17 protein-coding genes are annotated in these 19,532 nt (G+C 61.7%); 8 read left to right on the forward strand and 9 right to left on the reverse strand.

What is annotated here, in order from left to right:
- Positions 1–70: 70 nt before the first annotated feature.
- The 3 genes from adeC to GIW02_RS24060 are packed head-to-tail and all read right to left on the reverse strand — an operon-like array spanning position 71 to position 5,841.
- Positions 71–1,528, reverse strand: a complete 1,458-nt coding sequence (gene adeC / locus GIW02_RS24050; RefSeq protein ID WP_236417172.1) for an AdeC/AdeK/OprM family multidrug efflux complex outer membrane factor — start codon at positions 1,526–1,528, stop codon at positions 71–73.
- A complete protein-coding gene (locus GIW02_RS24055; protein WP_236417174.1) occupies positions 1,525–4,686 on the reverse strand; it encodes an efflux RND transporter permease subunit in 3,162 nt (1,053 codons plus the stop codon). The genes adeC and GIW02_RS24055 overlap by 4 nt, the downstream gene beginning before the upstream one ends.
- A 3-nt stretch (positions 4,687–4,689) precedes the next feature.
- On the reverse strand, positions 4,690–5,841 hold the full coding sequence (locus GIW02_RS24060) for an efflux RND transporter periplasmic adaptor subunit (protein ID WP_236417176.1): 1,152 nt from the start codon (positions 5,839–5,841) through the stop codon (positions 4,690–4,692).
- A gap of 286 nt (positions 5,842–6,127) precedes the next feature.
- Here GIW02_RS24060 and GIW02_RS24065 point away from each other — a divergent pair, with 286 nt between their 5' ends.
- Positions 6,128–6,760: a TetR family transcriptional regulator gene (locus GIW02_RS24065; RefSeq protein WP_236417177.1), complete on the forward strand. Its 633-nt coding sequence runs from the start codon at positions 6,128–6,130 to the stop codon at positions 6,758–6,760.
- A 304-nt stretch (positions 6,761–7,064) separates the two neighbouring features.
- Here GIW02_RS24065 and GIW02_RS24070 read toward each other — a convergent pair whose 3' ends face one another.
- Genes GIW02_RS24070 through GIW02_RS24080 form a run of 3 tightly spaced genes read right to left on the reverse strand, consistent with a single transcriptional unit; the run spans position 7,065 to position 9,656 of the window.
- Positions 7,065–8,120, reverse strand: a complete 1,056-nt coding sequence (locus GIW02_RS24070) for an alkene reductase (protein WP_236417180.1) — start codon at positions 8,118–8,120, stop codon at positions 7,065–7,067.
- 29 nt (positions 8,121–8,149) lie between these two features.
- A complete protein-coding gene (locus GIW02_RS24075) occupies positions 8,150–9,316 on the reverse strand; it encodes an MFS transporter (protein WP_236417183.1) in 1,167 nt (388 codons plus the stop codon).
- A gap of 13 nt (positions 9,317–9,329) precedes the next feature.
- Positions 9,330–9,656: an ArsR/SmtB family transcription factor gene (locus tag GIW02_RS24080; RefSeq protein ID WP_236417185.1), complete on the reverse strand. Its 327-nt coding sequence runs from the start codon at positions 9,654–9,656 to the stop codon at positions 9,330–9,332.
- Positions 9,657–9,810: 154 nt separating this feature from the next.
- Here GIW02_RS24080 and GIW02_RS24085 point away from each other — a divergent pair, with 154 nt between their 5' ends.
- Positions 9,811–10,395, forward strand: coding sequence for an ACP phosphodiesterase (locus GIW02_RS24085; protein WP_236417187.1), 585 nt, complete (start codon positions 9,811–9,813; stop codon positions 10,393–10,395).
- Positions 10,396–10,509: 114 nt separating this feature from the next.
- Here GIW02_RS24085 and GIW02_RS24090 read toward each other — a convergent pair whose 3' ends face one another.
- Positions 10,510–11,301: a lysophospholipid acyltransferase family protein gene (locus GIW02_RS24090; protein ID WP_236417189.1), complete on the reverse strand. Its 792-nt coding sequence runs from the start codon at positions 11,299–11,301 to the stop codon at positions 10,510–10,512.
- The gene (olsB, locus tag GIW02_RS24095) at positions 11,301–12,056 is read right to left on the reverse strand and encodes an L-ornithine N(alpha)-acyltransferase (RefSeq protein WP_101267450.1); all 756 of its coding nucleotides are present in this window, start codon (positions 12,054–12,056) and stop codon (positions 11,301–11,303) included. The genes GIW02_RS24090 and olsB overlap by 1 nt, the downstream gene beginning before the upstream one ends.
- Positions 12,057–12,240: 184 nt before the next feature.
- Here olsB and GIW02_RS24100 point away from each other — a divergent pair, with 184 nt between their 5' ends.
- The 4 genes from GIW02_RS24100 (at position 12,241) to GIW02_RS24115 (ending at position 15,544) form a co-directional block, all read left to right on the forward strand.
- Entirely contained in the window at positions 12,241–13,314 is a 1,074-nt protein-coding gene (locus tag GIW02_RS24100) for a serine hydrolase domain-containing protein (RefSeq protein WP_236417206.1), read from the forward strand.
- The gene (locus tag GIW02_RS24105) at positions 13,311–13,625 is read left to right on the forward strand and encodes an amidase (protein WP_236417208.1); all 315 of its coding nucleotides are present in this window, start codon (positions 13,311–13,313) and stop codon (positions 13,623–13,625) included. The genes GIW02_RS24100 and GIW02_RS24105 overlap by 4 nt, the downstream gene beginning before the upstream one ends.
- Positions 13,626–13,803: 178 nt before the next feature.
- On the forward strand, positions 13,804–14,385 hold the full coding sequence (locus GIW02_RS24110; RefSeq protein ID WP_236417210.1) for a YceI family protein: 582 nt from the start codon (positions 13,804–13,806) through the stop codon (positions 14,383–14,385).
- Between the two features lies 1 nt (position 14,386).
- The gene (locus GIW02_RS24115) at positions 14,387–15,544 is read left to right on the forward strand and encodes a phospholipase D-like domain-containing protein (RefSeq protein WP_236422126.1); all 1,158 of its coding nucleotides are present in this window, start codon (positions 14,387–14,389) and stop codon (positions 15,542–15,544) included.
- A 128-nt stretch (positions 15,545–15,672) separates the two neighbouring features.
- Here the strand turns inward: GIW02_RS24115 and bglX are convergent, their stop codons facing one another.
- Positions 15,673–17,964 carry a beta-glucosidase BglX gene (gene bglX / locus GIW02_RS24120; RefSeq protein ID WP_236419696.1) on the reverse strand — a complete coding sequence of 764 codons (2,292 nt, stop codon included), beginning with the start codon at positions 17,962–17,964 and terminating at the stop codon, positions 15,673–15,675.
- A 242-nt stretch (positions 17,965–18,206) separates the two neighbouring features.
- On the opposite strand from bglX, the gene GIW02_RS24125 reads away from it, so the two are divergent.
- Both GIW02_RS24125 and GIW02_RS24130 read left to right on the forward strand, forming a co-directional pair.
- Positions 18,207–18,818: a LemA family protein gene (locus tag GIW02_RS24125; RefSeq protein ID WP_236419698.1), complete on the forward strand. Its 612-nt coding sequence runs from the start codon at positions 18,207–18,209 to the stop codon at positions 18,816–18,818.
- A gap of 18 nt (positions 18,819–18,836) precedes the next feature.
- The coding region (locus GIW02_RS24130; protein WP_236422127.1) for a TPM domain-containing protein at positions 18,837–19,532 on the forward strand (696 nt) is incomplete at its 3' end.

Consider the following 19,532-nt stretch of genomic DNA (forward strand, 5'->3'; position numbering starts at 1 on the left):
CTGTGGCGGTACGCCAGGCATAAAAAAACGCCTCCGTTACGGGAGGCGTTTTTTATTTAGCGTGGCGTTATCAGAACAACTTCAACGCCGGTGCGTCTTCTTTCAACGGCTCGTTCTGCGCGGTCTGCTCATTCCAGCCACCGCCGAGGGCCTTGTACAGGTTGACCTCGCTGGTCAGCTGCGCCAGGCGGTCAGTGATCAGCGACTGCTGGGCACTGAACAGTTGGCGCTGCGCATCGAGGAAGGTCAGGTTGCTGTCGACACCAATGCGGTAGCGACGCTCGGCCAGGCGGTAGTAATCCTGGTTGGCCGCGACGAAGCCGCGCTGGGCATCCAGCTGCTGCTTGTAGGTTTCACGTGCAGCGAGGCCGTCGGAGACTTCCTGGAAACCGGTCTGCACCGCCTTCTCGTAGTTCGCCACGTTGATCTCTTTCTGGATCTTCGAGTAGTCCAGGCTCGCGCGCAGGCTACCGGCGTTGAAGATCGGGATGTTGATCTGTGGTGCGAACGACCAGGTGCCCGAGCCGCCTTTGAACAGGCCGCCCAGGTCCGGGCTCAGCGTGCCGGCGTTGGCCGTCAGGCTGATGCTCGGGAAGAATGCAGCACGGGCCGCGCCGATGTTGGCGTTGGCCGCCTTGAGGTTGTACTCGGCCTGCATGATGTCGGGACGACGTTGCAGGAGGTCCGATGGCAGCCCGGCCGGGACTTCGCTGAGCAGGTCATCCGACAGCGGCTTGCTGGCGATATTCGCCGGCAGGCCGGTGCCCAGCAGCAGGGTCAGGCTGTTTTCGTCCTGGGCCACCTGGCGGGTGTAGCGGGCCAGCTGTACGCGGGCGTTTTCAACCGAAGTGCGCGCCTGGCTCAGGTCGAGGGCCGAGGCCACGCCGACTTCGCTGCTGCGCGAGGTGAGCTTGAAGCTCTGCTCGAACGCGCCCAGGGTGTCCTGGGTGAGCTTGAGCAGTTCCTTGTCGGCCTGCCAGGTCAGGTAGGCGTTGGCCACGCTGGCCACCAGGCTGATCTGGGTGCTGCGGCGTGCTTCTTCAGTGGCGAAGTACTGTTGCAGCGCTTCTTCACTCAGGCTGCGCACGCGGCCGAACAGGTCCAGCTCGTATGAGCTGATCCCGAGGGTGGCCGAGTACTGGCTGGTGATGTTCGCTTCGCCGGTCTGCGAGGCACGGGCCGGTACACGCTGGCGGCTGCCGCTGCCAGTGGCCGACACGGCCGGGAACAGGTCGGCACGCTGGATGCGGTACTGCGCGGCGTAAGCGTCGATGTTCAGTGCAGCAACGCGCAGGTCGCGGTTGTTCACCAGCGCGGTCTGGATCAGCTGTTGCAGGGCAGGGTCATGGAAAAACTGCTTCCAGCCCTGCTCGGCAGCGGCCTGGCTCGGCGCCTGGGCCGACGAATACGCCGGCCCCTGCGGGAACTGTGCCGCTACCGGCGCTTCAGGGCGCTGGTAGTCAGGTATCAGCGAGCAGCCACTGAGCACGAATGCCGTGACGGCTAGGGAAAGTAGCGACTTGCTCATTGGCCAGCCTCTTTAGGAGTTTGCTTGGTTTCTTTCGGTTTACGGTCGCCGATGGCGGACACGGTTGCGAAGAACAACGGTACCCAGAAGATCGCCAACACAGTCGCCGTGATCATACCGCCAATTACGCCGGTACCGATCGCGTGCTGGCTGCCTGAGCCCGCACCCGAGGAGATCGCCAGCGGCAGTACGCCGAGGATGAACGCCATCGACGTCATGATGATCGGCCGCAGACGCATACGGGATGCCTCGATGGCCGCCTCGACGATGCCCTTGCCTTGTTCGTGAAGCTCTTTGGCGAACTCCACGATCAGGATGGCGTTTTTCGCCGCCAGGCCCACCGTCACCAACAGGCCCACCTGGAAGAACACATCGTTGGACAACCCGCGCATGCTGGTCGCAATCAACGCACCCACTACACCCAGCGGCACTACCAGTACGACAGCGATCGGGATCGACCAGCTTTCGTACAGCGCCGCGAGGCACAGGAACACCACCAGCAGCGACAGCGCATACAGCGCAGGCGCCTGGGAGCCGGACAAGCGTTCTTCGTACGACAGGCCCGTCCACGCGTAGCCGATACCGGCAGGCAGTTGCTTGGCAATACGCTCGACTTCCGCCATGGCGTCACCGGTACTGTAGCCCGGCGCCGGGGTACCGAGGATTTCCATCGCCGCTACACCGTTGTAGCGCGAGAGTTTCGGCGAACCGAAGATCCACTTGCCCGAGGCGATGGCCGACAACGGCACCATCTTCCCGGAGTCGCTGCGCACGTACCATTTGTTCAGGTCTTCAGGCGACATGCGGCTGGCGGCTTCACCCTGCACGTACACCTTCTTCACTCGACCACGGTCGATGAAGTCGTTGACGTAGCTGCCACCCAGGGCAATGGCCAGGGTCTGGTTGATGTTCGACAGCGTTATGCCTTGGGCGCTGGCCTTCTCGTCGTCGACGGTAAGCTCGTACTGCGGCTCATCGTTCACGCCGTTGGGGCGCACACCGGCCAGGATCTTGCTCTGGGCAGCCATGCCCAGGAACTGGTTGCGCGCAGCCATCAACTTCTCATGGCCGACGCCGCCCTGGTCTTGCAGGAACACGTCGAAACCGGTGGCGTTACCCAGCTCCAGAACAGACGGCGGCACGATGGCAAATACCATGGCGTCCTGGAACGTCTGCATGAAGTAGCCCTGGGCGCGCTTGGCGATTTCAAATACCGAGTTGGACGCGTCGCGCTCATCCCAGGACTTGAGCATCACGAAGGCCAGGCCGGAGCTTTGGCCACGACCGGCGAAGTTGAAGCCGTTTACGGTAAACACCGATTTCACGCCTTTGCCTTCGCCTGGCTCGCCTTCCTTGTCGTTGAGCAGATAGGCGCGCATGTCGTCGATGACTTTTTGCGTACGCTCAGCCGAGGAGCCGACCGGTGTCTGGACCTGGGCGAAGATAACGCCCTGGTCTTCGTCGGGCAGGAACGCGGCAGGGATGCGCATGAACAGCCAGATCATGCCGGCGAAGATCAGCGCGTACACCAGGAACGCCGGGATCTTGTGCTTGATCATGTTGCCCACACCGCGCTCGTAGCTCAGTACGCCACGGTCGAAGGTGCGGTTGAACCAGCCGAAGAAACCACGCTTGGGTTGGCCGTGTTTTTCCGGATCAATCGGCTTGAGCATGGTGGCGCACAGGGCCGGGGTGAAGATCAGGGCTACCAGTACCGACAACGTCATGGCCGAAACGATGGTGATGGAGAACTGTTTGTAGATCACACCGGTGGAGCCACCGAAGAACGCCATCGGCAACAGTACCGCCGACAGTACCAGGGCAATACCCACCAGGGCGCCCTGGATCTGGCCCATGGATTTGACCGTCGCTTCTTTAGGCGACAGGTGTTCCTCGGCCATTACCCGCTCGACGTTTTCCACCACGACGATGGCGTCGTCCACCAGCAAGCCGATGGCCAGGATCATGCCGAACATGGTCAGGGTGTTGATGGTGAAACCGAACGCGGCCAGGATCCCGAAGGTACCCAGCAATACCACCGGTACGGTCATGGTGGTGATGATGGTGGCGCGGAAGTTCTGCAGGAACAGGAACATCACCAGGAACACCAGCACGATCGCTTCGACCAGGGTGTGCACCACACCGGAGATCGATTCGGTCACAACCGGCGTGGTGTCGTAAGGCACCACTGCCTTCATGCCAGGCGGGAAGAACGGTTCCAGCGAGGCCACGGTGGCACGGATGGCCTTGGCGGTATCCAGTGCGTTGGCGCCCGAAGCCAGCTTGATTGCCATGCCGGAAGCCGGGTTGCCGTTGAACTGCGCACTGATGCTGTAGTTCTGGCCGCCCAGTTCGATACGCGCGACGTCATGCAGGCGAACCTGGGAACCGTCGGCGTTGACCTTCATCAGGATGTTGCCGAACTGCTCGGCCGTCTGCAGACGGGTCTTGCCGATGATGGTTGCGTTCAACTGGTTGCCGGGCAGGGCAGGCAGGCCGCCCAATTGGCCGGTGGCTACCTGGACGTTCTGCGCGGAGATGGCAGTGCTGACGTCGACCGGGGTCAACTGGAAGTTGTTCAGCTTGGCCGGGTCCAGCCAGATACGCATCGCGTACTGCGAACCGAACACCTGGAAGTCACCTACACCCGCCGTACGCGAGATCGGGTCCTGGATGTTGGACACGATGTAGTTGGACAGGTCGTCCTTGGTCATGCTGCCGTCTTCCGACACCAGACCGATTACCATCAGGAAGTTCTTCACCGACTTGGTCACGCGAATACCCTGCTGCTGCACTTCTTGCGGCAGCAGTGGGGTCGCCAGGTTCAGCTTGTTCTGCACCTGAACCTGGGCGATGTCCGGGTTGGTACCCTGGTTGAACGTCGCGGTGATGGTCATGCTGCCGTCGGAGTTACTGTCCGAGGCGACATAACGCAGGTTGTCGATACCGTTGAGCTGTTGCTCGATAACTTGCACCACGGTGTCCTGCACGGTTTGTGCGGACGCGCCTGGGTAGGTCACCTGAATGTCGATGGCGGTTGGCGCGATGGCCGGGTATTGGTTGATGGGCAACTTCAGGATCGACAGTGCCCCGACCAGCATGATCACCAGGGCAATTACCCAGGCGAAAATGGGACGGTCGATAAAAAATTTCGACATGGATTACTCCCCTTTGCCGGCAGCGGCAGCAGGCGCAGCAGGAGCAGTACCGGCGGGCTTGGCGTTGTCAGCTTCTTTGACCTTGACCTCAGCGCCCGGCTTGACGTACTGCAAGCCTTCGGTGATGACACGGTCGCCAGCATTCAAGCCTTTTTCCACCAGCCAGTAGGCGCCGGCGGTGCGGTTGGCCACCAGTGTGCGTTGCTCGACTTTGTTATCAGCGTTGACGATCAGCGCGGTCGGGATGCCCTTGAGGTCGCGGGTCACGCCTTGCTGTGGCGCGAGGATGGCCTTGCTGTTCACGCCGGCCTGCAACTGGGCGTGTACGAACATGCCCGGCAGCAGGGTGTGGTCAGGGTTGGGGAACACGGCGCGCAGGGTCACGGAACCGGTGGTCTGGTCGACTGAAACTTCAGAAAATTCCAGCTTACCTTCCTGGCCGTAGTCGCTACCGTCTTCCAGGGTCAGCTTGACCTTGGCAGCGTTGGCGCCGGCTTTTTCCAGCTGGCCGCTTTCCAGGTCGCGGCGCAGTTTCAGCATTTCAGCCGAAGACTGCGTGACGTCGACGTAGATCGGGTCCAATTGCTGGATCACGGCCATGGAGTCGGCCTGGCCGTTGCTGACCAGCGCGCCTTCGGTCACCGAAGAACGGCCGATACGCCCGGAGATCGGTGCATACACCTTGGTGTAACGCACGTTGATCTGGGCGGTTTGAACGTTTGCTTCCGCAGTCATGCGGTTGGCCACGGCGGTGTCGTATTCCTGACGGCTGACGGCTTGCTCATCGACCAACTGCTTGTAGCGGTCGGAGATGGACTTGGTCTGGGTCAGGCTGGCTTGTGCGCTTTTCAGGGTGGCTTCATAGACCGACGGGTCGATCTGATAAAGCTGCTGGCCTTCTTTCACGTCCGCGCCTTCTTTGAACAGGCGCTTGAGGATGATGCCGTTGACCTGTGGGCGAACTTCCGCGATGCGGTAGGCCGTGGTGCGGCCTGGTAGTTCGGAGGTCAGGGTAAAGGCTTGCGGTTGAATGGTGACCACGCCGACCTGAGGGGGTTGAGCGGGCGGAGCCGCTTCTTCCTTTTTACATCCGCTGAGCAGCGATGCCAGGGCGACGGCAGTGACCAGAGCGGTAACAGCTGGCTTAAGTTGCATGAAGATCCTCGGGTCAGGCGCGCAGAATGCGCACAAGCAGTGTGGAAGGGTAAAAAACAGGTTGTGAGTAGATAAGTAGCTTGCTACGCAATATACTTACGTTCATGGTTGTTTGTAAACTCTTGACAGGCTTTGCGGATTGTTGACAAAGCAACGCCCAAAGCCTCGATTTCATTACGTTCGGCACCCATGACGGTGTCGTCCCACCAATAATTAGATGATCGTCAACGTCTATTAACGTTCCGTTAACGATAGTCTCAAGTGTCCTGATTGAGGTTTTACTGCCATGGTTCGTCGTACCAAAGAGGAAGCTCAGGAGACGCGCAGCCAGATTCTCGATGCCGCCGAGCAAGCCTTTTATGACCGCGGTGTCGCGCGTACCACACTGGCGGATATCGCCGCTCTGGCGGGGGTGACGCGCGGTGCCATCTATTGGCATTTCAGTAACAAATCCGACCTGCTGCAGGCGCTGCTCGATACGCTGCATGAGCCCCTGGATGAATTGGCGCGGGCCAGCGAAAGCGAGGATGAACTCGACCCGCTGGGCTGCATGCGCAAGCTGCTCATTCGCCTTTACCATCAAGTGGCGCTGGACCCGAAAACCCGGCGCATCAACGAGATTTTGTTTCATAAGTGCGAGTTCACCGATGAAATGTGTGACATGCGCCGCCAGCGCCAGACCCATAGCCTGGAGTGCAACCTGCGTATCGGCCTGACATTGCGTAACGCGGTCCATCGCGGGCAGCTTCCGGAAAATCTCGATACCACACGTGGCGCGGTGTGCATCCACGCCTATATTCACGGCTTGATCGGCCAGTGGTTGTTGGTCCCTGACAGCTTCCAGTTACATCAGGACGCCGAGCGTTGGGTGGATGCAGGGCTGGACATGCTGCGCCTGAGCCCTAGCCTGCGCAATTGAGACAAAATGCGTAATTGCATCAGGTTGTGTCAACAGTAAAGCCTAAGGACAGTCAATCGTCCTTCTGCCTGATTGGTGGGGTGAGTTTATATACGGGCTGACGGGCGGTTGATAGGTAGCCGCCTAAGTATTTTGTAGCGAATTTGTTGCGGTTCTGTGAAGCGATGTTTCTCAGGGCTACACAAGTCAAAAATGTGGGAGGGGGCTTGCCCCCGATAGCGGTGTATGAGTCAGCATAGTTGTCACTGACCCACGGCCATCGGGGGCAAGCCCCCTCCCACATGTGGTTTGGTGTTGCAGGCGATTAGATCGCCAATGTCGGGTAGTCGATGTAGCCGACCGGGCCCTTGCTATAGAAGGTGTCCGGGCGCGCTTCGTTCAGCGGCGCGTCGGCCTTGAGGCGCGCAGGCAGGTCGGGGTTGGCGATGAAGGGAACGCCCCACGCCACTGCATCAGCCTTGCCCTCGGCCAGCCAGGCATTGGCGCTGTCCTTGGTAAAACGTTCGTTGGCGATGTACGCGCCGCCGAAGGCTTTTTTCAGTTGTGGGCCTAGGCTGTCCGCGCCTTCCTTTTCACGCGAGCAGATAAACGCGATGCCGCGCTTGCCCAGTTCGCTGGCGACGTAGGTGAAGGTTTCTGCCAAATTGTCGTCGCCCATGTCGTGGGAGTCGGCACGCGGTGCCAGGTGCACACCCACACGCCCGGCGCCCCAGACTTCGATGGCGGCGTCGGTCACTTCCAGCAGCAGGCGCGCGCGGTTTTCCAGCGAGCCGCCGTACTGGTCGGTGCGCTGGTTGGTGCTGCTTTGCAGGAACTGGTCGAGCAGGTAGCCGTTGGCGCCGTGGATTTCCACGCCGTCAAAGCCGGCCGCCTTGGCGTTCTCGGCACCGGTGCGGTAAGCGTCGACGATGTCGGCGATTTCAGCGGTTTCCAGCGCGCGCGGGGTAGGGTAGTCGGCCAGCGGGCGAACCAGGCTGACGTGGCCTTTGGGCTGGATCGCGCTCGGTGCCACCGGGGTTTCGCCGTTCAGGTAGGACTCATGGGAGATGCGACCCACGTGCCACAGTTGCAGGAAGATCTTGCCGCCCGCGCCATGCACGGCCTTGGTGACGTTGGCCCAGCCACGCACCTGGTCGTTGGACCAGATGCCCGGAGTGTCCGGGTAGCCCACGCCCAGTGGTGTCACCGAGGTGGCTTCGCTGAGGATCAGCCCGGCGGACGCACGTTGCACATAGTATTCAGCCATCAGCGCGTTGGGCACGCGGCCGGCGTCGGCACGGCAGCGGGTCAGCGGCGCCATGATGATGCGGTTCGACAGTTGCAGGTCGCCCAGTGTGATCGGATCGAAAATAGTCGTCATGGGAAAGCACCCTTTCTCTTTGAAGTTAATCAGTGGGTCGCAGGGGCCAGGTCGGCATCGCCGCTCTGACGGAAAGTAATCAGGGTCACCAGCAGCGCAAGGATCGCCAGGGCCGCAGCGGCCAGGGGCACGCTGGTCAGGCCGAAACCGTGGGCAATCACGCTGCCGCCAACCCAGGCGCCGAGGGCGTTGCCGATATTGAAGGCGCCGATGTTCAAGGTGGACACCAGGTTTGGCGCGGCCTTGCCGAAGGTCACCACGTTGATCTGCAGCGCCGGGACGGCGGCGAACGAGGCCGTGGCCCACAGGAACAGGGTGATTTCAGTCGGGATCACGGCGACGCTGGTCCAGGTCAGCGCGGTGGACACCACCGCCATGCTGATGAACACGCCGATCAGGGTGGCCGCCAGGCGCTTGTCCGCCAGCTTGCCGCCGATGATGTTGCCCACGGTGAGGCCCAGGCCGATCAACAGCAGCGTCCAGGTCACGCCCTTGGGCGACACGCCGGTGACGTCGCCAAGCAGCGGCGCAACGTAGGTAAAGAGGGTGAACATGGACGCGGCGAACAGCGCGGTCATGCTCAGCGACAACCAGATACCGGCGCCTTTGAGGGCGGCCAGCTCGGCGCGCATGTCGAGTTTTTCTTCGTCGCGCTTGGCCGGCAGGAAGCGAATCAGGCCGATCAACGCCACCACACCAATCACCGTCACGGCCCAGAAGGTCGAGCGCCAGCCGGCTTCCTGGCCCAGCGCGGTGCCCAGCGGCACGCCCAGCACATTGGCCAGGGTCAAGCCGGTGAACATCAAGGCCACGGCCGACGCGCGTTTGTTGGCGGGCACCAGGTTGGCGGCGACCACCGAGCCAATCCCGAAGAATGCACCGTGGCACAGCGCGGTGACGACACGGGCGAACATCAGCACGTTGTAGTCACTTGCCAGGGCGCAGAGCAGGTTGCCGATAATGAAGATGCCCATTAACGCTACCAGGGCGGCCTTGCGTGGCAGCTTGGCGGTGGCCAGTGCCATGAAGGGCGCGCCGATGGCCACGCCCAGGGCGTAGCCGGTCACCAGCCAACCGGCGCCGGGGATCGACACGCCGAGGTCTGCCGCCACATCGGGCAGCAAGCCCATGATGACGAACTCGGTGGTGCCGATGGCGAAGGCGCTGAGGGCCAGTATGAGTAGCGAGAGGGGCATTATCGTTTCCTTGTTACAGCGCGGCGCTGTCGTCGGCGCTGAGTTCGGTGGTGAGCGCGGCGAGGAAGGCTTGAATCACTTCCTCATTGCGTCTGAAAAAGTGCCACTGCCCGGCCTTCTGGCTGCTGATCAACCCCGCGCGTTGCAAGGTGGCCAGGTGGGCCGACACAGTCGACTGGGACAGGCCGCAGCGCTGGTCGATCTGCCCGGCGCAAATGCCGTATTCGTGGTTGTGCAGTTGCTCGGGGAATTGCACTTTCGGGTCTTTCAGCCAGGTGAGGATGTCTCGTCGTACTGGGTGCGCCAGGGCTTTTATTATTTCGTCGAGGTCAATGGACATGGCAGTTGCTCGTTGGCGTAAAGCGTTATTTCGCGATGAGGCGAACCTTAAATCGTTATATCCCGATATACCAATATGATTTCGGTCTGAGGTCAGGCTAAATCGGTATATCGGGTTATAACGATACGTTGGCGGCAGTGGTAGACTGCGCGCCATGAATTATCTCGCACATCTGCACCTGGGCGGCCAACTTCCGGCGCAACTGCTGGGCAGCCTCTATGGCGATTTTGTCAAAGGCCGCCTGCAGGGCCAGTTCAGCCCGCAAATCGAAGCGGCGATCCAGCTGCACCGATCCATCGACCGCTTTACCGACAGCCACCCGTTGGTGGGGGAGGCGTTGTCACGCTTCAGCCTGACTCGCAGACGCTATGCCGGGATCGTTTTAGATGTGTTCTTCGACCATTGCCTGGCACGGGATTGGGCGATTTATGCCGACCAGCCGCTGGAGCGCTTCACCTCGCAGGTGTACCGCGTGCTCGCCGCCGAGCCGCAGTTGCCGGGGCGGCTGGCGCAGATTGCACCGTATATGGCGGCGGATGACTGGCTGGGTTCGTACCGCGAGTTCGCGGTGATGGAGCAGGTGTTGCGAGGCATCTCGCGGCGGCTGACACAGCCGCAAGAGCTGGGGCATGCGATGCAGGAGTTGCGGGTGTTGTATGAGCCGTTGAGTGAGGACTTTCGGCGGTTCTATCCAGAGCTACAAAAATTTGCCCAATTCCAACTGGGCTCGCAGAGCTGAATGTGGGAGGGGGCTTGCTCCCGATAGCGGTGTGTCAGTCACTGCATGTGCTAACTGAAGTACTGCTGTCGGGAGCAAGCCCCCTCCCACATTTGCAACCGTGTTTAGCTCATATCAGGCGGCGAATGCGGGTCTGGCAGCCACGTGTTCAGCCTCCGGCAGCGGCCCGAACAACGCCTTCTGCACCGCCTGCTGCGCCTGATACGCCAGCGCCGCACGTTCCTGCCCGGCGCAGGCAATCGGCTTGAGCACATGGATTTCCACATCGCCCTGGTCATTGGCAAACAGACGCATCAGGTGCGAGAGCAAATCATCGTCGCCAATAAACGGTGCGAGCGGGTCTATTTGGCCGTCACGCAGATAACGGATCGCCACCGGCTGCAGCGCCACATCCGCATCGATCGCACTGGCCAGCAAGCGCCCGTGGAACGTGCGCAGGCTGCGCCCGTCGGTGGTGGTGCCCTCGGGGAACATCAGCAGCGGATGGGCTTGCTCCAGGTGACGGGTCATCTGTTTGCGGATCAACTGGCTGTCGCCCGAACCGCGACGGATAAACAGGCTGCCGGCCTTCGCCGCCAACCAGCCGGCCACCGGCCAGGTGCGCACTTCAGCCTTGGACAAAAACGACAGCGGCGTGACCATGCCCAGCAGCGGAATGTCGGTCCAGGACACGTGATTGCTCACCCACAGCATCGGCGTTTGCGGCAATTGGCCGTGCACCGTCACCCGAAAGGGCAGGGCGTTGGTCAGCCGCGCCATAAAGAATCGTGACCAGCGCTGGCGGCGAACCATTGAATTGGCCACCCCCAGACGCTCGAACACACCAAACACACTGGCCATGCTCAAGCCCAGCGCCACCACCAGCAGCACCCGGGCAATGCGCCCGTACACGCGCAGGCGGCCCATCACATGGCCGCCTTGAAGTGGCGCGCGTAGCGTGGGCACAGCTCATCGCGCTTGAGCAGGATAAACACGTCGGCCACCTGGAAGTCTTCATCCCAGCACGGCTCGCCGCAGATCTTGGCGCCCAGACGCATATAGGCCTTGAGCAACGGCGGCATTTCGGCGATCACGTTGGACGGCAGGTCCAGCGCCGGCAGTGGTTTTTTCGGCTCGGCACGCAGGTGCTCGTTGCACAGGTAGCGTTCGCGCAGGCGCTGCATGATTGCGTGGGCCTGGATGCCGCCGTCGTGCATCGGGATGCTCGCGCACCCCATCAGGTAGCTGTAGCCGCCCTGGTTGAGCACTTCGGCCAGCTCGCCCCACAACACCGCGATGGTGCCGCCGTTACGGTAGGCCGGGTCGACGCAGGTACGGCCGATTTCCAGGATCGGGCCTTGCAGGTGCAACAGGCCATGCAGGCTGAATTCTTCTTCGCTGTAGAACCGGCCCAAGGTGCTGGCGGCCTGGTGGTCGAGCAAACGGGTGGTGGCTACCAATCGACCGCTGTTCATGTCGCGCACACCGATGTGGCTGCAGTGAACATCATAGTCATCCATGTCCAGACCCAGTTCCGCACCTTTCAGCTTGGCGTTGAACTCGCCGCTGAACACGTTGAACCGCAGGGCCTGGGCTTCCTGCAAAGCCTTGGCGCCAACCAGGCGTTCGGCTTGCAGACGGCGTTCATTGCCGGTGTCGCTGATGCGGGCGATCTGAGTCATGGCGAATCTCCGAGTGCCGGCCACTTACCGGCCGGTCGACTTGTTTGTCCAAACTCAGGCTATGTAGCCCCGGTGTCATCTCCATGAAGTTACGGTGACGGTTGGATGACAGCCCCTCTGTAGCAAATCTGTCACCGGCCTCGGCTAGGCTCGCGGGCTTGAATGCCCCCTTGAGTTTGCGTCCATGGTCAGAGGCCTGTTGTGTGTTGCCCTGTTGTTAGCCACCGTTACTGCCCGCGCCGAAAGCTGGCCCGACAAGGACTGGACCAAAGCCACGCCACTCGCCGGCCCGGCGGTCGAGGCCCTCAACACCTATGCGTTCCCCCCGCGTGACGACACCACCCGGCAAGGCATCCGCACCGATGCACTGTTGGTGATCCGCGACGGTGAAATCATTTACGAACGCTACGCCGCGCCGACCAGCGCCAGCACGCCGCACCTGACCTGGTCCATCAGCAAAAGCCTGATGGCCACCGTGCTGGGGGTGGCCTATGGCGATAATCGCTTCAAGCTCACCGACCCCGTGGCGCGCTTCTACCCACCGATGAAACGCCACCCCACGGTGACCATGGCTGACCTGCTGCACTGGGCCTCGGGCCTGGACTGGCAGGAGGACTACGAATACGCCCCGCTGAAATCCTCGGTGGTGGCGATGCTCTACACCCGTGGCCACGCCGACATGGCTGAATTTGCCGCCAATACCGAGGCTGCCGGCGCACCGGGGCGGGCTTTCCGTTATTCCAGCGGCGACAGTAATCTTCTATCCGCCGCGCTCAAGGGCATGCTCGGTCACAAGGCGTATATGAGCTACCCGTGGGATGCGCTGTTCACGCCATTGGGCATTCGCAACGCGACTTGGGAAACCGACGCCGACGAAACTTTTGTCGCCTCGTCCTACGCCTACCTCACCGCTCGCGATTTGGCGCGTGTTGGCCTGCTGATGGCGCGGGACGGGCGCTGGGGGGAGCAGCAGTTGCTGCCCAAAGACTGGGTGGCGTTCAATCGCAAACCCTTCGAGCACTACAAGTCCGGCCAGGACGAGGCCGTGCCAGGCGGTCAGTGGTGGCTCAACACCGGTGCGCCGCGCCCCTGGCCGGATGCACCCGCCGACACCTTCGCCGCCCTCGGCCACTGGGGCCAGGCGCTGTACGTGATACCCGCCGAGCACTTGGTGATCGTGCGCTACGGCGACGACCGCGACGGCAGTTATCGCCATAACGAACTGCTCAAGCGCGTACTCGCGGCGGTGCAACCATGATTCGTCGTCGCCCGTTTACCAGCCTGTTTCTGCTGCTGTTGCTCGCCCTGCTGGGATGGATCTGGCACGAACGCGTCAACCTGCAAGCCTTCCCCGACATCATCGCGGCGTACACCGCCAAGGAATACTGCTCGTGCCGCTACGTGGCGAACAACCCGGCGGAGTATTGCCGGGGGTATGTGCAGCAGTACGTGCCCACCAGCGCCTTTACCGACAACCCGGAGCGCAGTGAGGTAACGGCGAGTGGGTTGGGCCGCACGCACAGTGCAAGGTGGCTGGGCGATCGCCAAGGCTGCCGCCTGAACCCCTGACTCCCTGACCCACCACCGCCCCAGTGTGTGAGGGGGCTTGCCCCCGATAGCGATGGGTCAGTAACAAATATGCTGACTGATCCACCGCCATCGGGGGCAAGTCGAACCGTCGCACCGCCCCTCCCACAGTGGAATTGCGTGTTAAGGTTCGTGCAGGTTTTTTGCCCCATGAGTCTCTATGTTCAACGTAAAACCCCTGACCTTCGCCCTGCTGGCCGCCGCCGCCTTACCCGCGCACGCCGATTGGTACCTGGACAACGAGTCCTCGCGCCTGTCCTTCGTCACCACCAAAAACACCGAGATTGCCGAAGTCCATCGCTTCCTGGTGCTGCACGGCAAGGTCGACAGCAAAGGCGCGGCAACCGTGGAAGTGGAGTTGGAGTCGGTCAACAGTGGTATCCCGCTGCGCGACGAGCGCATGCGCAATGACCTGTTCCAGATCAAGACCTTCCCTGAAGCGCTGATCAGCGCGCAAATCAACCTGCAGCCCATCAACGACCTGGCCCCCGGTGCGCAGCTGGAATTGCGCCTGCCGATGAGCGTGACCTTGCATGGCAAGACCCAGACCTACAGCGCCGAACTGTTGGCCACGCGCCTGGATGATCGGCGTTTCCAAGTGGTGACCCTGGAGCCGGTGGTGTTGCATGCCGAAGACTTCGACTTGGCGCCAGGTGTGGCGGCGTTGCGCAAGGCTGCTGGGCTCAAGTCGATCAGTTTGTCGGTGCCGGTGGGTGCGGTGCTGATCTTTACGGCGCGCTGACATGAGCGGCGCGGTGTTCCCGTGGCGCAGCGCCAACCGGTTCGAGTTGTTGATCGACGGCCCGCAATTTTTCCCGCAGATGTTGGTGGGCATTGCCCGCGCTGAGCGGCAAGTCGATCTGGAGTTGTACCTGGTAGAAGCCGGCGCCTGCGCCGAAGCCATGGTGCAGGCGCTGGTGCTGGCCGCCGAGCGTGGCGTGCGGGTGCGTTGCCTGTTTGATGACTATGGCAGCCTGGCGTTTACCCTGGGGCTGCGCAAGCGCCTGACCGACGCGGGAGTAGAGCTGCGCTTCTACAATCGCCTGAGCTGGCGCCGTTGGATGCGCAATTTGTACCGCGACCACCGCAAGCTGCTGTTGATCGACCAAGGCATTGCCGTGGTCGGCGGCACCGGCGTCACCGATGAATTCTGGACGCCCGGGCAAGACACCGCCGAATGGCACGAAGTGATGGTGCAGATCAGCGGCCCGCTGGTGCTGGACTGGCAAGCACTGTTCGATCGGCAATGGCACGCCAACGCCGCGCGCCGGGAGTGGAAGCCTGCCACTCATTTCGGTTTGCCACGCTTGCCCAAGGTACCGGCGACCGGGCCTGGCCTGGGGCGCGTCGCGTATGCCGATGCCCGCCAGCACCGCGATATCTTGCAGTCGCTGATTCGCGCGCTGAACAGCAGCAAGACGCGTATCTGGCTGGCCACGCCGTATTTTTTGCCGACCTGGAGCGTGCGCCGCGCCCTGCGCCGTGCGGCCGGGCGGGGGGTGGATGTGCGTCTGTTGCTGACCGGCCCGCGCACTGATCACCCGTCCGTGCGTTATGCCGGGCACCGTTATTACCCGCGTTTGCTGCGTTCGGGCGTACAAATTTTTGAATACCAGCCGTGTTTCCTGCACCTGAAAATGGTGCTGGTGGACGATTGGGTCAGCATCGGGTCATGCAATTTCGATCACTGGAATTTGCGCTTCAACCTGGAAGCCAATCTGGAGGCGTTGGACCCCGAGTTGACGTTGGCCGTGGAAGGCAGTTTCGAGCGGGACTTTGCCCAGAGCCAGGCGGTGAGCCTGGAGGCGTGGAAGGCGCGGCCGTTGTGGCGGCGGGTGAAGCAGCGGGTGTGGGGCTGGATTGATCGGTTGGTGGTTAACTTGCTGGATAGACGCGGCTAAAAAATGTGGGAGGGGGCTTGCTCCCGATGGCAGTGGGTCAGTAACAAATATGCTGACTGCCCCACCGTCATCGGGAGCAAGTCCCCTCCCACATTTTGAAGCCATCAGGCTCTTGAACCCATCAGGTGTTAGAGCAATTCAAACGTCTGCTGCTGCACATCCTGGGAATCCAACCCGATCTGCACATTGAACTCACCCGGTTCTGCCGCGAACTTGAGCTGGGTGTTGTAGAACTTGAGGTCTTCCTCGGTGATGGTGAAGTGCAGCGTGCGTTCTTCGCCAGCCTTGAGCATGACCTTCTGGAAGTTCTTCAGCTCCTTGATCGGGCGGATCATCGAGCCGGCCACGTCCTGGATATACAGCTGCACCACGGTTTCGCCATCGACCTTGCCGGTGTTCGTGACCGTGACGCTGGCGTCGAGCTTGCCGGTTTTGTTCAGGGTGGTGGACGACAGCGCCATGTCCGACAGGCTGAACGAGGTGTAGCTCAGGCCATACCCGAACGGGAACAGCGGCCCGGTGGTGTCATCGAAGTACTGCGAGGTGTAGTTGCCTGGCTTGCCTGGAGTAAACGGCCGGCCGATGGTCAGGTGGTTGTAGTAGGTCGGAATCTGCCCAACCGAACGCGGGAAGGTGATCGGCAGTTTGCCCGATGGGTTGTAGTCACCGAACAGCACGTCGGCGATGGCGTTGCCGCCTTCGGTGCCGGCAAACCAGGTTTCCAGGATCGCGTCGGCTTGCTGTTTCTCCTCGACGATCGACAGCGGGCGGCCGTTCATCAGCACCAGCACCAGTGGTTTGCCGGTGGCCTTGAGGGCCTTGATCAGGTCGCGCTGGCTTTGCGGGATGTTCAGGTCGGTGCGGCTCGAGGATTCGTGGGACATGCCACGGGACTCGCCCACAGCCGCCACCACCACGTCGGCACCCTTGGCGGCCTTGACCGCTTCGTCGATCAGCACGTGTGCCGGGCGGGTGTCATCCACCACTTCCGGTGCATCGAAGTTGAGGAAGTTGAGGTAGTCGACTACCGCCTTGTCGTTGGTGATGTTGGCGCCTCGGGCGTAGATGATTTTGCCTTTTTCGCCGATCACGGCGTTCATGCCGTCAAGCAAGGTTACCGATTGCGCCGGTTGGCCGGCGGCCGCCCAACTGCCCATCATGTCGATGGGGGCCTTGGCCAATGGGCCGACCAGGGCGATGGTCGCGGATTTTTTCAGCGGCAGAGTTTCGTTCTGGTTTTTCAGCAGCACCAGGCTGCGGCGTGCGACGTCGCGGGCGTCGGCACGGTGCAGGCGGCTCTCGGCGTTGGTGTCGGCCGGGTCATCCTCGGCCTTGCCGATACGCAGGTACGGGTCTTTGAACAGGCCCATGTCGTACTTGGCGGCGAGCACTTCACGCACGGCGTTGTCGATGTCGCTTTGCTCGATCTCGCCGGACTTGAGCAGCCCCGGCAATTCCTTGCCATACAGCGAGTCGTTCATGCTCATATCGATGCCGGCCTTGATCGCCAGCTTGGCGGCTTCACGCCCGTCCTTGGCCACGCCATGCTTGATCAGCTCGACGATTGCGCCGTGGTCGCTCACGGCCAGGCCCTTGAAGCCCCAGTCCCTGCGCAGCAGGTCGTTCATCAGCCAGGTGTTGGCAGTGGCAGGCACGCCGTTGATGGAGTTCAGCGCCACCATCACGCCACCCGAGCCGGCCTTGATCGCGGTGTGGTAGGGCGGCAGGTAGTCCTGGTACATCTTGACCGGGCTCATGTCGACCACGTTGTAGTCGCGCCCGCCTTCCACCGCGCCATACAGGGCGAAGTGCTTGACGCTGGCCATGAGGCTGTCGGCGTTGGCGGGGCTGGCGCCCTGGAACGCCTTGACCATCACTTCGGCAATCCGCGAAACCAGGTAGGTGTCTTCGCCGAACCCTTCGGAGGTGCGGCCCCAGCGCGGGTCGCGGGAGATGTCGACCATTGGCGCAAAGGTGATGTCGAGGCTGTCGGCAGCGGCTTCCTGGGCGGCGATGCGCCCGGAGCGGCCGATGGCGTCCATGTCCCAGCTGGAGGCCAGGGCCAGGCTGATCGGGAAGATTGTGCGGTGGCCGTGGATCACGTCGTAGGCGAAGAACATCGGGATCTTCAAGCGGCTGCGCATGGCCGCGTCCTGCATCGGACGGTTTTCCGGGCGGGTGATCGAGTTGAAGGTGCCGCCGATGCGGCCGGCGGCGATTTCCTTGCGGATCAGCTCGCGGGGCATTTCGGGACCGATGCTGATCAGGCGCAATTGGCCGATCTTTTCATCCAGGGTCATCTGCTTGAGCAGGTCGCTGACGAAGGCGTCCTTGTCTTTAAGCGCAGCAGGCTTTGTTTCTGCCCAGACGGGGTGGGTGGCCAGAGTGGCAACAAGGCCGAGCAAACACAGCTTTTTCATGAATATCCTTTTTCGGCTCACTGCACAGCGTCAAGGGAACGCTGTCGGCCAAAATGTGGGGAGCGTCTATTGTTGTTCGGGTGTTGTTCAGATAAATGCAGCACACTCTGAACTCTTTTTCGCGCTGGGCATCTTTGTAGCTGATTGGCTCAATGCATTCCAGTGGTGGCGGATTATGCCCCAAGCGCGCGGTGTATAGGGTTAGTCGTAACATTCCATCAAGATTGGGCAGGAGAAACACCATGCAAGCAGCACAAGGTTACCGTTGGGGCTTGAAAGCCGCGGTTTTGCTATTGATCGGCACAGTGCTGAGCGGTTGCGGCATCAACAACATCCCGACCCTGGATGAACAGGCCAAGGCTGCCTGGGGGCAGGTACAGAACCAGTACCAGCGCCGCGCCGACCTGATCCCCAACCTGGTGGAAGTGGTCAAGGGCTATGCCGCCCATGAGCAGGACACCCTCACCGCCGTGATCGAAGCGCGGGCCAAGGCTACCTCGATCCAGGTCGATGCCAGCACCCTCGACAACCCGGAAAAACTCAAGCAGTTCCAGCAAGCCCAGGACGGCTTGAGCGGTGCTCTCAGCCGCCTGATGGTGGTGTCCGAACGCTACCCGGACCTCAAGGCCAACCAGAACTTCCTGGCCCTGCAATCGCAACTTGAAGGCACCGAAAACCGTATTGCCGTGGCCCGCCGCGACTTTATCCAGGCGGTGCAGGCCTACAACACCGAGATTCGTACCTTCCCCGGCCGCCTGTGGCACAGCGTGATGTACAGCGACTTGCCGATCCGCCAGACGTTTGAGGCCACCAGTGCCGATGCCGATAAAGCGCCGCAAGTGAAGTTCAAATAAGACTTTCCTGAGGTGTCGATGCGTTTATTACGGATAGGCTTGGCGCTGTGGCTGCTGGCCTGCGTGGGCGTGGCCCAGGCGGCGCTGACTTTCCCGGCGCTGACCGGGCGGGTGGTGGACAGCGCCCAGATGATCGACCCTGCGGTGCGCCAGCAGATCACCGACCAATTGCAGGCGCTGGAGCAAAGCCGTGGCGACCAGATCGTGGTGGTCACGGTGCCCGACCTGCAAGGCGTGCCCATTGAGGATTACGGTTACCAATTGGGCCGCCAGTGGGGCATAGGCCAGAAGGGCAAAGACAACGGCGCGCTGTTGATCGTCGCCCGCGATGAGCGCAAATTGCGCATCGAAGTCGGCTATGGCCTGGAAGGCGTGCTGACCGATGCGCAGTCCTGGGTGATCATCAACCAGGTGATCGCGCCCAAGTTCAAGGCCGGCAATTTCAGCCAGGGCATCAGCGACGGCGTGTCGGCGATGGTGCAGGTGGTGGGCGGTGAGCCATTGGCGGTGCCGGCCCATGTGGCGGATGCGAACTTTGCCAAGGATAATCCCGGGTTTTCCATCGGCCTGTTTGTATTGCTGATCGGCGTACTGTGGCTGTGCAATCGCATGGGCTTGCCGGGGGGGGCGTTCTTTGTGGGGGTTTTCCGCAGCAGGCGGCTCTTTTACACATTTTACGGCGGCGGCCGAGGGAGAAGGGGGGTGGGTGTTGGG

This window comes from Pseudomonas syringae, assembly GCF_021606685.1.
Classification (GTDB): domain Bacteria; phylum Pseudomonadota; class Gammaproteobacteria; order Pseudomonadales; family Pseudomonadaceae; genus Aquipseudomonas; species Aquipseudomonas syringae_R.

Bases quoted from the DNA above. Each gene is read 5' to 3' on its own strand.
- adeC (WP_236417172.1), bottom strand. From the start codon at position 1,528: ATGAGCAAGTCGCTACTTTCCCTAGCCGTCACGGCATTCGTGCTCAGT.
- GIW02_RS24055 (WP_236417174.1), bottom strand. From the start codon at position 4,686: ATGTCGAAATTTTTTATCGACCGTCCCATTTTCGCCTGGGTAATTGCC.
- GIW02_RS24060 (WP_236417176.1), bottom strand. From the start codon at position 5,841: ATGCAACTTAAGCCAGCTGTTACCGCTCTGGTCACTGCCGTCGCCCTG.
- GIW02_RS24065 (WP_236417177.1), top strand. From the start codon at position 6,128: ATGGTTCGTCGTACCAAAGAGGAAGCTCAGGAGACGCGCAGCCAGATT.
- GIW02_RS24070 (WP_236417180.1), bottom strand. From the start codon at position 8,120: ATGACGACTATTTTCGATCCGATCACACTGGGCGACCTGCAACTGTCG.
- GIW02_RS24075 (WP_236417183.1), bottom strand. From the start codon at position 9,316: ATGCCCCTCTCGCTACTCATACTGGCCCTCAGCGCCTTCGCCATCGGC.
- GIW02_RS24080 (WP_236417185.1), bottom strand. From the start codon at position 9,656: ATGTCCATTGACCTCGACGAAATAATAAAAGCCCTGGCGCACCCAGTA.
- GIW02_RS24085 (WP_236417187.1), top strand. From the start codon at position 9,811: ATGAATTATCTCGCACATCTGCACCTGGGCGGCCAACTTCCGGCGCAA.
- GIW02_RS24090 (WP_236417189.1), bottom strand. From the start codon at position 11,301: ATGGGCCGCCTGCGCGTGTACGGGCGCATTGCCCGGGTGCTGCTGGTG.
- olsB (WP_101267450.1), bottom strand. From the start codon at position 12,056: ATGACTCAGATCGCCCGCATCAGCGACACCGGCAATGAACGCCGTCTG.
- GIW02_RS24100 (WP_236417206.1), top strand. From the start codon at position 12,241: ATGGTCAGAGGCCTGTTGTGTGTTGCCCTGTTGTTAGCCACCGTTACT.
- GIW02_RS24105 (WP_236417208.1), top strand. From the start codon at position 13,311: ATGATTCGTCGTCGCCCGTTTACCAGCCTGTTTCTGCTGCTGTTGCTC.
- GIW02_RS24110 (WP_236417210.1), top strand. From the start codon at position 13,804: ATGTTCAACGTAAAACCCCTGACCTTCGCCCTGCTGGCCGCCGCCGCC.
- GIW02_RS24115 (WP_236422126.1), top strand. From the start codon at position 14,387: ATGAGCGGCGCGGTGTTCCCGTGGCGCAGCGCCAACCGGTTCGAGTTG.
- bglX (WP_236419696.1), bottom strand. From the start codon at position 17,964: ATGAAAAAGCTGTGTTTGCTCGGCCTTGTTGCCACTCTGGCCACCCAC.
- GIW02_RS24125 (WP_236419698.1), top strand. From the start codon at position 18,207: ATGCAAGCAGCACAAGGTTACCGTTGGGGCTTGAAAGCCGCGGTTTTG.